Annotated in this window: 9 protein-coding genes; 4 read left to right on the forward strand and 5 right to left on the reverse strand. The window is 42.8% G+C overall.

Going from position 1 to position 13239, the window contains the following annotated elements; translation table 11 throughout:
• Positions 1-127: 127 nt before the first annotated feature.
• The 3 genes from IQQ51_RS21010 to yghU form a co-directional block, all read right to left on the reverse strand.
• Positions 128-3001 (reverse strand): FtsK/SpoIIIE domain-containing protein, encoded by a 2874-nt coding sequence (locus IQQ51_RS21010; protein WP_193842036.1) that lies wholly within the window; start codon positions 2999-3001, stop codon positions 128-130.
• A gap of 21 nt (positions 3002-3022) precedes the next feature.
• Positions 3023-3670 (reverse strand): hypothetical protein, encoded by a 648-nt coding sequence (locus tag IQQ51_RS21015; protein WP_193842037.1) that lies wholly within the window; start codon positions 3668-3670, stop codon positions 3023-3025.
• 355 nt (positions 3671-4025) lie between these two features.
• Positions 4026-4883, reverse strand: a complete 858-nt coding sequence (gene yghU / locus IQQ51_RS21020; protein WP_193842038.1) for a glutathione-dependent disulfide-bond oxidoreductase — start codon at positions 4881-4883, stop codon at positions 4026-4028.
• A gap of 284 nt (positions 4884-5167) precedes the next feature.
• Between yghU and IQQ51_RS21025 the strand changes: the two genes are divergently transcribed.
• Entirely contained in the window at positions 5168-5512 is a 345-nt protein-coding gene (locus IQQ51_RS21025; protein WP_017060876.1) for a YajD family HNH nuclease, read from the forward strand.
• Between the two features lie 180 nt (positions 5513-5692).
• Here the strand turns inward: IQQ51_RS21025 and IQQ51_RS21030 are convergent, their stop codons facing one another.
• On the reverse strand, positions 5693-6073 hold the full coding sequence (locus IQQ51_RS21030) for a hypothetical protein (protein WP_017064770.1): 381 nt from the start codon (positions 6071-6073) through the stop codon (positions 5693-5695).
• A gap of 594 nt (positions 6074-6667) precedes the next feature.
• Here IQQ51_RS21030 and IQQ51_RS21035 point away from each other — a divergent pair.
• The 3 genes from IQQ51_RS21035 (at position 6668) to IQQ51_RS21045 (ending at position 12163) form a co-directional block, all read left to right on the forward strand.
• Positions 6668-7906 carry an OFA family MFS transporter gene (locus tag IQQ51_RS21035; RefSeq protein WP_019825796.1) on the forward strand — a complete coding sequence of 413 codons (1239 nt, stop codon included), beginning with the start codon at positions 6668-6670 and terminating at the stop codon, positions 7904-7906.
• Between the two features lie 57 nt (positions 7907-7963).
• Positions 7964-9628 (forward strand): VRR-NUC domain-containing protein, encoded by a 1665-nt coding sequence (locus IQQ51_RS21040; protein ID WP_193842039.1) that lies wholly within the window; start codon positions 7964-7966, stop codon positions 9626-9628.
• Between the two features lie 180 nt (positions 9629-9808).
• Entirely contained in the window at positions 9809-12163 is a 2355-nt protein-coding gene (locus IQQ51_RS21045) for a fatty acid cis/trans isomerase (protein WP_193842040.1), read from the forward strand.
• 102 nt (positions 12164-12265) lie between these two features.
• On the opposite strand, the gene IQQ51_RS21050 is transcribed toward IQQ51_RS21045, so the two are convergent.
• The gene (locus tag IQQ51_RS21050; protein ID WP_102446759.1) at positions 12266-13204 is read right to left on the reverse strand and encodes a LysR family transcriptional regulator; all 939 of its coding nucleotides are present in this window, start codon (positions 13202-13204) and stop codon (positions 12266-12268) included.
• Between the last annotated feature and the right edge of the window lie 35 nt (positions 13205-13239).

The raw sequence follows: 13239 nt of genomic DNA on the forward strand, positions 1-13239 counted from the left end.
CTGTGACGTTGCCTCTTCCATTGGATCAGCTAGTTCTTGCCCACATCTCCGGACAGTTTCTGAGAAGTTGTCCAATTGCATCACAAACTGTTGTAAATTCTGTTCTAAATCGCTCAGTGACACGTGATTACTTCCATTGATTCAGATAGTTATTTAGCAATGACAACTCACTTACATGGTCATCTACGTCGCGGTAGCAATACGGCTTGAATTTCACTGGATAGTTTTGAGATGCATTGGCGTACAAAGCGTAAACAGGCACTTTCGAAGCCTGTTGCAACAATGCGGCATGACGTGATTTTATAACGGCGAAGCTATCATCTTCTGACATTTGCAACGCAATCTTATGCTTGAATAAGGCTATATCACGGCGATCGAATACTTTTGTTACGGCGCGTACATTGTCGAAACTCATTACAATATGGATGCCATACTCCGAGCCCTGCTCAAGCAGTTCCGCTACGATTGCACCTAAATCACCATGTTCTTTGACACCATAACGACCTGATTGCTTCTGTAGCTCAGTCGCACGCTGTGCCTCATTCACGACGATATAGATAGATGGTTGTGCAAGCATTTGCTCTTCATCCATCGACTTACGTTCTTCAAATTCAGCTTTAATTTGTTCAAGGTCTACTGCAAAATCTGGCACGTTTTCACGGTAGTGGACATTGTCTTCACCACAAACGTCAAGAGCGCGGTTCATAATTCCATGCCAAGGGGACCCTTTGATAGCCCGCTCTAACAGGTACAATTTAAAATCGTTTTCTGAATGATTTATAGGTAACTGCCCCATCCAGTAACTCAACATTCCGGAACGAGCCTCGTTTGATTCACCTACAAACAGCAAATGCTCATTTGTTCGTCGACGAATGATAATATTAGCCTGACCGTGAATGTTCATTTCACGCCCTAACCAGAAACAAGCAGGTTTCTCTACTGAATACCACTCACTTTCACCAATCCCTTGCATATACTCTGGGCGATTAGCAAATTCAGCCCACTCGGAAGCCGTTGGACGTTGATGATATTCATTAAACAGAGTTTCAAATTGAGGGTTTTCGCTTAAACTTGGCTGACCTGAACCGTCAAGTAAGATGGCATGGTGAGGATTAACTAAGCCATTCTGGTTTTGCCACTTTTCAGACAGCTGATCGATTAACTGAACTCGTAATTCATCTGATAGATAGGTTACGCGACCAGCACGGTTTTTCTCATCATTCGCTGCAGAGTCGTTAATAACGACTTGTCCCGCTTCTTTACAAGCTCTAAGCAAACGCTTACCGTTAGGGCCGAATTCTTGCAATGCCGTAACATCGGCCTCACTCATTTGCATACCAATTCGAAGGTGAATATTACCGAAGATGCTTTGTTGATTTTGCATGCCTGATGCACCAAAACGCTGGGAGCCGACTAGCATATGAATGCCTGCACTACGTCCTTGAGTCGCAAGTTTCTCCATGAGGTCTGAACCTAGGCCATCTCTGTCGTCTTCAAAAAGAGTCTGGTACTCATCAACAACAAGAAGCAATCTTGGTAACTTTCCTTCAGGTGAGTTGCTACGACGATAATCTCGTAGATTTTCAAAACCTAAGCGTTTAAACAGTTCATTTCGGCGCACCATCTCATCAACAAGTTCACTCAAAACGCTGCGAGAAAGGTCTGGAGAAGTATTAAGAGAAACAACTTTCGCATGAGGTAAAGTAGGGTAACATTTGAACTCAACCCCTTGCTTACCATCAATCAGGTACAGTTGCAGTTCTTCAGGGCTGTAACGACAAGCCAAGCCCATAATGAATGCATGATAAAGATTAGATTTACCAGCCCCCGTCATTGCACCTAACATACCATGAGCACAAATCTGACGACCGTTACTTTCACCAAACCATAACTCTAGGTCATCTTTTTTCGCGCCCGTGCCCCCAATAGCCACTCTAATTTCATGCCCAGCTTCACCTTGCCACCATTGACTCGGGTCAATGTCTGTTACATCGGTAAATTCAAGCTTATTTTCTTTTGGTTTAGCTTTTGCAACACCATCTAGAATTATATTGATAACATCATCATTGATAGAGTCAGAACCCACGATATGTGTTTTTAAATGCGGGATAGCTTTAATATGGTGATCGTTCAATTCAATGTTTTTCAGTGACTCGAACAAGTCCATCGATGCTCCATTAGGTAATTCGATATCCTTGTTACATTGGAGAATGACGTATTTACCGGCAACAGCACCAGTATTAGCAATTTGAGCTAACAACTCTATAGATCGACGGTCGTACCCTTTAGGGAAGTTAGACGCTACTACAAATTCAAACTTCTCGCTGCCGCGGATTTCTACATCAACATCGATCAACCTACGTGTACGGTTGTCCAAGTAGTTTTGTTTGATACGTTTAATATCATCAAGCACATCTTCCAAAGTACGAGCAACATCGTTACTAAGTGGGCGCTTAAAAGGCAATTGTTTAATGTATGGGAAGTTTTCACCCATCTTTGCAGGATCAAGCAAGCAAAACTGAGCACCATAAGGCAGCATAACACTCAGACGCATAATAATGTTATGCAATGCTGCTTGTGTTTTATCTAAAGTCTCTGTCTTAGATTCAAAATAATAGGCGTCATCACCGGACATGAAAGGAACAGTTACAGGAACTTGAACCTGTTCGTTATCAATTTCTAACGTTTGATAACCAATAACCAGTTCATTAGGAATGTATTGTGTATTAAACGGGAAAGCTTGCCACGGATGTTTAGTAAGATCTGGTTGGTCAACCGGCGATAACCAGGAAGCCGCTTGTTTAATCGTTGCTTTAGCATCTTCTAGTTGTTGACGCTGTAACATCACTTCGTCAGAGAGTACCGATTCAGCGCGCTGTAACAGTTGGTCATTTACTTTTGCGTGCGCATTAATATTGAATTCGATTTTTGAGTACAGCTCAGCTTGCTCAAAAGTGTACTTTATCTTATTTCTTGTCAATTTTTGGATTAATTTATTCATGTTTTTCTATGTATACCTAGGTTAGTTAAGCAAGCCTTTGACAAGGTTTAAGTAATGTTCAAACATTTGTGGATTACTTTCTCGTAGTGCAAATAATCCACCACCCACACTAACAATTAACATAATAAATGAATTACGAATAAATCGGCGTTTTCTAACAACTCTTAAGGTCTCTTTCTCGATTTCTTCGCCAAGTATGACTCGTTGTCTATGTGCCGATTTTAATGGCCCTGCTGTTTCTTTGAAGTATTCTACAACTTGGTCGTCTTCCTTGGACAAAGACAAAAATTGCTCATCATTGAGTAAAATGTTTTTAGGGTATTTAGGAAGTGATTCTAAGTTTGATACTTTCAACGAGCTTAATTCAAGGTCATCGTATTGATAAAATAACGTATTCAGTGACTCTTTAAGCTCAATCAACTTGGGGTCATCTAAAGTTTGAGGACGTTGAGCAACCCCTTCAATATCATTGATTTGATCGCGCAGTGCGGTAGATTGAAGTGCCTGAACATGGTTAACAGATGACTTGCTGTTATCTTTTATCTTTCTAAACCCCTTATTACATTCAGATATACGATTTTCTGAAGTAACTTTCTTTTCATAGCCATTTTTAAAAATCATTTGAAGTTCACGGACAGTACGTGGCGCTTCCATTTCTGCAACTGACATAATTCCAAGTCCCTAATTGATGCATCCATTAATTCAATTAAAAATTGAACCAAGCCTTGATTTTATAGTGTTATTTTTACTTTAAGCTGACAAATTGTATCTTAAAAAATGCAAAAAAATAAAATTCTACGTGACTTTGCGCAACATTATCGGGCTAATTATTAACACAACTAACATTAATCAATGGCAGCTTCAGATGCTACATACTAATTTCGTGGTTATTCAATATGCTTTGAAAGTTAATTCCATTGGTTTTCAGGATTAACTAATCAGTTAAATGACATCAATAAAAAATGCCATACTTAATTGAGTATGGCATTTTTTGTTTCGAATTAGATGATTTAAGAAGAATATTCTAAGGCTTAAGCTTTAAAACTCGGTCAATGTCTTCTGCAGAATGGCGCTCTGGTACTTGCTCCCACTCTTCGCCAAATGAACGGTTAACCACTCGGCCGCGTTGGAAGCCTTCGCGCGCTTCTAGTTGCTTCGCCCAGCGCACAACGTTGGTGTAAGACTCAACTTGTAGGAACTCGGCTGCATCGTAAATTTTGCCTAGCACAAGGTTGCCATACCACGGCCAAATCGCGATATCAGCGATGCTTAGCTCCTCACCCGCCACAAATTCATTATTTGCTAACTGTTTGTCTAACACATCTAGCTGACGCTTAGCTTCCATCGCAAAGCGGTTAATTGGGTACTCTTGCTTTTCATCCGCGTAAGCGTAGAAATGACCAAAACCACCACCTAGGAATGGCGCAGAACCTTGTGCCCAGAACAACCAGTTAATGGTTTGTGTTCTTGCTGCCCCCTCTTTTGGTAAGAAGTGACCAAATTTTTCAGCTAAGTGCATCAAGATAGATGCCGATTCGAAAACATTAACGTCTTCGTCACCAGACTTGTCGACAAGTGCTGGTATTTTGGAGTTTGGATTCACTCCAACAAAGCCAGAAGAGAACTGATCAGCCTCACCGATGTTGATCAAGTACGCATCATATTCAGCTTCTTTGACACCCGCCGCTAACAACTCTTCCAGCAAAATAGTGACTTTTTGACCGTTAGGTGTGCCAAGAGAATACAATTGAAAAGCATGGTCACCAACAGGAAGCTCTTTATCAAAGCGAGCTCCAGATTCAGGACTATTGATGTTTGCCCACTTGTTACCACCAGCAGTATCGTTAACCCAAACTTTTGGCGGAGTGTATTGTTCTGACATGATATTTCCTTATTAATATAGGGTCTCACAAACTGATATTAGGTCACATGCCAGCGGTTAAAACCCCTGAATACGATTTATTTTCAAACTGTTAAGCATGGCTTATTCCAGAAAGACATAACCCGCTTAAGCGTTGGTGTGTAGAAGGTAAGTCTGTATTCAAACTTCAATCTAATATCGATAAGTCCACTGCATCATTTAGCAATGATTTTACGAACGACATACCGACAGCTTCAAGAAAGCTGTGATAAAATCGGGATATTACAATTGATAAGGATTTGGCAATGTCTTCTGATTTCACAGGTTCGAGTGCAGCGTATGCTCGCCAAGAGAAAGGCTACCGCGAAAAAGCACTAAAACTGTACCCTTGGGTTTGTGGTAAATGTGCGCGTGAATTTGTTTACTCAAACCTCCGAGAGCTTACCGTTCACCACGTGGATCACGACCATACAAACAACCCTGAAGATGGGAGCAACTGGGAGCTACTGTGCCTGTACTGTCACGATCATGAGCATTCAAAATACACTGACCATGAGCGTTATGGTGTGGATGCAAAAGCGAGTTTAGATGATCATCAGTCAGCGACACACAACCCGTTCGCCGATCTCGCTAAGATGATGAAGAAGTAACACAGCTTCAGAGTTGCCTTTAGTAGATGGTAACTGCTAGATAATAGATAAATAACAAGAACCCCCAGCATGTCACCATGCTGGGGGTTCTTTTATCTGCCGTCATAACCAATTAATAGGGTTCAGGTAGGCAGGATCAAAAAAGCCTTCCGAAGAAGGCTTTTTAAGAATCAAATCGAATTACGCTGCCGCTTGTTTGCGAGACTCTTCTACCTTCTTAGCGCGTTGTTTTAGCGTCAATTTATCGCGGTATGCAAACCAAACGTAAGACACAACCACTAAGAAGAACAGGTATGACAATGAGAAAATGAACGGCGATTGAATGATATCGTTCGAGATACCCCAAGAAACACCGATAACAGTCACTGCAATTTTCGCAAAAAAGCCACACATCAATAGCACTAATGCCAACTGTGGGAAACGCGTACTGCGGAATGCAAGCCAGTAGCAACTACCAACTGCTAGAGCCGCAACATAGAAGCCGAATAGGAAAGAGTGAATATGGTCAGCTGCCGCTACACCACCAGAAATTGACATCAATAAAATTAAAAACAGTTTCATAATACTCGCCTCACCATAAGTTGGAAACGCATCCTTTCAAATTTGGAATCTCAGTTTGCGTACTATTTTCCCACTTTTTACGGACAACACAACCCCTCCAATCGAACAAAATGTAAGCAAAGGTGCTAACAAAAAGCACCCTTAACAATTGCGTAACATACTGTTTTTGATAAAACTCCGTTACTCCTTGTCTCATATGAACAAAGCGCTATTTCGATTTATTTTGTTACACAAATTTAACCTTGGAAATTAATTAAAATTATTTGTAACTCTGTGATATCCGCACGGAATACGTGTCTATTCAAAAACCATCACCTCAAAATCCCTGAAATAATAAGAAAACAGAGCGAAAAAGAACAAAACAGAAAGGTGTTGAATACATTTTAAAAACCAATAAAAAACAACTCATTAACAAACTGAATTTAATTTACCGAAAATGGAAAAAGAGATTCCAATCACATTTTTATTGGTTATAATCCGCGCTCTTTTGCGCTATCTGTTGATAAACGCAAACTAATTTTGAAGAAACAATCACAATAACCCGTCTTTAGTTAAGTGGCTCTCCACTAACCGATGACAAAACTGAGAATAAAAATGAGCAAGATTGATAAAGCAACACGTATCCTGCTAGCAGGCTTCTGTATCAACCTTTGTCTTGGCATCCTGTATGCTTGGAGTGTATTTAACAAAGCGCTAGTAACTGAAGCTGGTTGGAGTGCTGCTGAAGCATCTTCTCCTTACGCTATTGCAACTATCACATTCTCTGTTTGTCTTCTTGTTGCGGGCATCCTACAAGACCGTATGGGTCCACGTAAGATCCTTATCCTAGGTACAGCGCTTACAGGTCTAGGCATGATTGCTTCTGGTTTCGCTACAACGCCTATGATGCTGAACATCACGTTCGGTATTATGACAGGTGCTGGTATCGGCTTCGGTTACGCATGTCTTTCTCCATCAGCAATGAAATGGTTCCATTCTTCTAAGAAAGGTATGGTTAACGGTCTTATTGCAGCAGGCTTCGGTCTTGCGGCTATCTACCTAGCACCAGTAACTTCTGCGCTAATCGACAGCATGGGTATCCAAACTAGCTTTATGATTCTTGGTGTTGGTGTACTTGCAATCGCAGTACCTCTAGCAGCAACAATCAACAACCCACCAGCGGATTACACGCCAGCTGAGCCTAAAGTAAAAGCAGGCCAAGCTCCTAAAGCGGTTAAGAAGACTGAAGACCTAACTTGGAAAGTAATGCTGAAGACTCCTCAGTTCTACTCTCTATGGATCATGTACGCATTCGCTGCATCTGTTGGTCTAATGATCATCGGTAACATCACTACGATTGCTAGCGTTCAAGCTAACCTGCCAAACGCAGTTTACCTAGCGTCTATCCTTGCAGTATTCAACTCAGGCGGCCGTGTTGCTGCGGGTATGCTTGCAGATAAAATCGGTGGTGTACGTACTCTACTTCTAGCGTTCATCCTTCAAGGCGCGAACATGGCTCTATTCGCTACGTTCAACTCTGAATTCACGCTAATCATTGGTACGGCTATCGCAGCTGTTGGTTACGGTACGCTTCTAGCAGTATTCCCAACACTAACTGCTGAGTTCTACGGCCTGAAAAACTACGGTACTAACTACGGCGTGCTTTACACGGCATGGGGTATCGGCGGCGCTATCGGTGCAGCAGTTGTTGGCTTCTCAATGTCAAACGGCGAAGGTTACGGCCTAGCTTACACAATATCTGCCGTTATGATGGCAGTGTGTATTGTTCTTGCAATCATCACTAAGCCAATCTCTGAAGCTAAAGTTGCTGAACTAAAAGCATCACAAGCTTAATCAACAGAAAAGATTGAATTTGTTACTGAAGAGCTTAACCTTAGGGTTAGGCTCTTTTTGTATCAAGCGACTTCTCCATTGACGACCGAAACCACTCTTCAGCTCTCCCCTATTTATTATCTCGACAACTTCAATCGACTGGTTGAACACGCTCAAACGCTCTACCCCGATCTTCTGAGTGATGATGAATATCGTTGGTTGTCCGCATACAAACGTCTTTCTGTTTCAAGCCAATGCTTAATGGTTCGTTTGCTTTCTCGTAAAGGCCGTTGGTTTCGCAGCGATAAACTCAACTATATTGAAATCCATGATTTGAATACCGCACTACAAGAGCTAAGCACCTCAGGCTTCATTGGGTTGAGTCATCCCGAAGAACAGCATGACCTCGCCATTAGTGAGGTCGAGCTCGGGTTGCACTTGCTCACCAAACCAGAGCTGTTGAATGTATTCCCCGCCCTTAAGAGCCACAGAACTGCCAAGAAAGACGAGCTGTTGTTACGACTTGATCAGCAACCTTTTGCTCAATTTCAAAACCTAACTTTTGACTGTATTTACGTCGTCGAAGCTCAAGTTATCGATGTATTGCTGTTACTGTTCTTTGCTAACACGTATCAAGACTTAAGCCAGTTCGTGTTAAGCGACCTTGGGCTCAATACCTTTGAGAACTACCCATTAAGCAAGCAGCGCCGCTTCTTCACTTCTAGAGATCAACTCAATCAATTACTCCAGATGCGCGATATTCAACGCTTGTATTCAGAAGGTGACCGCAAAGATGGCGAGTTTCTGGAACTGCTTTTAAATTCGATTCCTGAAGAATCAGAACACAGAAGCATTGCCAGAAAACGATCGCGTTTGATCAATGATATTGCTCGCGATCTAGAAAGGTTAAACCTAAACGACCAAGCTATCTTTTGGTTCAGGCAATCGACACTTCCTCCGAGCAGAGAGCGACTTGCGCGCATCTATGATAAACAAGGTACGCTAGACTTAATGTGTGACATTGTCACGCAAATGAAAGCTGCTACATCGGATGTGTCAGAGTTGGAAGTCGCGATTAAGCTTGAAGACCGGCTACTGCGGAAACAGGGGCACAAAGTTTCACGAACCATAAAGCCGAGTTGCAAAGAGTTAAAACTGGAATTAGACCTCAGCCAAACACGAGTCGAGCTTGCGGTGAAGCAGCATTATGAGAACCAAGGTTGGGATGTCTACTTTTCTGAAAACAGTTTTCTGTGTGGCTTGTTTGGTTTGGCTTTCTGGGATGTCATTTTCGCAGACGTTGAAGGCGCCTTTATCAATCGATACCAACATCGACCATTGGATCTGTACCATTCAGATTTCGTAGACAAGCGAGCCGAACAGGTTGAAGCCGTGTTTCAGACGATATCCAAACATGGGCTGAACCATTTGCTCAATACTTACGATGAAAAGCAAGGTATCGCGAACCCCTTTGTTCATTGGAATCATTTCCCTAAAGCACTCATCGAACACAGCTTGGCTTCGATTCCAAATGCTTTAGTTATCGATCTCTTCAAAGTGATATTGAGTGATTTAAAGCTATTTAGAACTGGGATGCCGGATTTGATTGCATTCAAGGGCGATGATTTTCACTGGATTGAAGTCAAAGGCCCTGGCGATAAACTGCAAGACAACCAGTGGCGCTGGATCAAAGAGTTCGAGCGATTGTCTGTCCCCTTCTCTGTTTGTTACGTCAATCAGTGAATCTTAGCTCTTGGGGCTTAAATCTAGCTAGGTCTAAACTCCAATTTCTGATCACGAGCGAGTGACGCGCATCGACAAGTTACTCGTCCCATCAAGATCTTGTCTACAAAATTGTTAGAACATGAGCATTTTCAATCATTTTCGATATAATTATAGAAAATGCCTAATATTTAAATACGTATGAATTTGAAAAAACTCTTCATTTTAGCTTTTGTTAGCGTCTTCTCAGGTTGTGCCGTCTACGCGGGTTTAAACTTCGACGAACTGTTTGGTGAACAACAAGTACGCGATCGCCAAGCACCTATTCTTTCGGCTCAAGCACAGCACTTCATTGACGAAGTAAAGCCCATCATTGATAACCGATGTGTGGTTTGTCACGCTTGTTATGATGCCCCTTGCCAACTCAAAATGTCTTCAGTGGAAGGTATAGACCGAGGCGCGAGCAAGGCACTCGTTTATCAAGGCACCCGCTTAACCGCATCAGCCCCTACTCGCTTGTTTGAAGATGCGTTAACCACACAAGAGTGGCGCGATGCGGATTTTCATCCTGTCCTCAATGAGCGTATGCAGAACTCAACAGCTAACCTCGATGCTGGTCTTGTTTCTCGTATGTTGATCCAGAAAGAAAATCACCCTCTGCCCGATCAAACCCAGCTTGAAGGTTTCGACTTTTCAATCGATCGCGACCAACAGTGCCCAACGATTGAAGAGTATGCTCAATACGAGAGAGATTACCCAACCTGGGGGATGCCTTATGGGATGCCGAACTTAGATAAAACCGAATATGCGACTTTAATGAGTTGGTTGGAAAATGGCGCGTTAATGAACGACCACATTCCGCTGAATGATGCAGAACAAGAGCTCGTTAATGTCTACGAAAGCTTTTTAAACAAGAGTGACAATAAGAGCCAACTTTCAGCACGTTACATCTACGAGCACCTGTTTTTATCTCACGTCTATTTTTCTGATTTAGCGCAACCAACGCGTTTCTTCACTGTTGTTCGCTCTGCAACACCACCAGGTGAAGCGGTACAACGCATCACGACTCGTCGCCCTTATGACGATCCAAAAGTAGACCGTGTTTACTACCGTCTGATTCCAGAGCAAGGCACCATCGTCGACAAAACGCACATGCCTTTCGCACTTAATAAAGAGCGTCTACAAAAGTGGAATACCTGGTTTGTCGACGTTAATTACACCGTAAAACAACTTCCTAGTTACGATATTGATGTTTCTGCAAACCCAATGACATCATTTGAAGCGCTGCCAGTAAACTCGCGCTTCAACTTCATGTTGGATAACGCGCAAAACACCATCATGGCCTATATCAAAGGACCTGTGTGTCGTGGTCAACTTGCCTTGAACGTTATTAACGACCGTTTTTGGGTTTTCTTCATCGACCCAGAGAAAGCCGATGTTCCGGAAATTAACGCCTTCTATGCGAGCCAAAAGAAAAACTTAAAGCTGCCTAGCGAGCTAAAAAGTAACACCGTACCTGTGACCAACTGGGTAAGATACGCGAAGCAACAAGCGCGATACCTAAACGCGAAATCAGACTTCACCAACCAATGGTTCGAGAGTGGCGTAAACCTAGACACTGGCATCATTTGGGATGGCGATGGCACCAACCCGAATGCTGCTCTCACCGTCTTTAGGCACTTCGATAGCGCCTCTGTTGTACAAGGGTTAGTTGGCACGCAACCTAAGACTGCGTGGATTCTTGATTATGCTCTTCTAGAGCGTATTCATTATCTTCTCGTTGCAGGCTTCGATGTTTACGGTAACTTTGGCCACCAGCTGATTACACGCATGTTCATGGACTTCTTGCGTCTTGAAGGTGAGAGTAACTTCTTAACCCTTCTTCCTAAAGACGTCCGCCACATTGAACACTCTAGCTGGTACCAGAACCAAAGCGCACAACTGAGTGACTACTTGCAGCGAAACATAGCACCTTTTGATCAGCCGACCAGCGTGGTTTACAAAACGGCCGATCCGAAGCGTGAACTGCTTAATATGATCAAAGATAAGCTCGCACCTGTTCTCGATAATCGTTTTGAGATTGTTGAAACAGGTTTTGGTAGAAAGAATGAAGCACTGCTTAATCAAGTGAATTTGATTAAGGGAGAAGGCCTGCGTCATGTACCTCAATTAGTGATGATCATGATTGAAGGCGAAAACGGCGAAGAGCAGCTGTTCACCATGATTCACAATAACGCGCACAGCAACATTTCTAGCTTGTTTAATGAAGAAGGTAACCGCGATTACGCCAATGATGACCTAACCCTCGTAAGAGGCGTTGTCGGTAGCTACCCTGCGGCTTACCTATCATTAACCGAGAACGAAATTCCTGCGCTAGTGAAAACGCTGCAAAACTTAAACACAGAAGAGGACTACGTGGCGCTGCTAGACAAGTTTGCAGTACGACGCAGTTCTAGCGAATTCTGGCCATTCAGTGATCGCGTGCATCGTTGGTATCAACAAGACCAACCGATCGAGTTTGGCTTGTTGGATTACAACCGCTTCGAGAACCGTTAGTTTTCACTCATAAAGCATAAAAGCAAAAATCCTCTGTCTTGGCAGAGGATTTTTTTGTATATGGGAAAGTATCTTAAGTGCTATTGAGAAGCGACGAGTTCTCTATATTGAATCCGATGCTTCCGGTTGGTGTAGCTCATCAAAAAACGCTCGCGCGGCGGGGGAAAGGGAATCCACAGGCTGCTTAAGCACCACGTAAAACTGGCTTTTAAGACTCCACTTTTCGGGCTGAAGCGGAATCAAAGCTTGGTCATAATGGCCACGGTCGATTAAGTGAGAAGGCAAAAAACTCAGGTGTGTACCCGCCAAGGTTAGAATCACACCCGACTCAACATGCCAACCATCAAAAGGCTTTACGGAATCGTACTGCTCAATATTCAGCAATCGGAACATCTCATCTTTAGCATAGCCGCCCATGTTGATGCGACAGCCATCCAATGAGAAATCCTTGTCCATGATCTTCTCTGCCAGATCCTTACGCGCATACAGATAACTGTGCTCTTCAAACAGTGGGTATTTATGTTGAAACGCTGATTTTTGATGTGACCCTAGAACCACTATCATCATATCAATCTGGTTCTTTGCTAGCTTCTCATTCAACTGGGTGAAATCGCCAACATCAACACTCACCTCAACACTGTTACTGCGTTGGTAAAACGTCTCGATCGCTTTGGGAAGTGGGTTATAGGGCAAAGTGACGGTGTTATCCAAACATCCAATTCGCACATGCCCAGAGAGTTCTGTCTGTACACCTCGTAACTTATAAGCGAAGTCGGTTAAGGTTGATTTCAATTGGTTCGCATATTTATACACTTGCTCACCTTCGTGAGTCAGCTTAAAACCCCTTCTTCCACGTTGGCATAATGTTAATTCTAAGCTTTTTTCCAAGGCAATAAGCTGATTGCTGAGCACAGGTTGGCTAATCCCGGTGCTTGCGACCGCCTGATTGATGCCTCCTTGCTCAACAATTTCACAAAAAAGCTCTAATCTTCGCAGGTCTCTTTTATCTAACTTATTGTTTGAATTCACTTTGCCACTCACATTTGTTTTTTGTTATGTTTACATCTGATTATATT

It is taken from the genome of Vibrio sp. OPT18 (assembly GCF_015163615.1).
In the GTDB taxonomy this organism is placed as follows: Bacteria; Pseudomonadota; Gammaproteobacteria; order Enterobacterales; family Vibrionaceae; genus Vibrio; species Vibrio coralliirubri.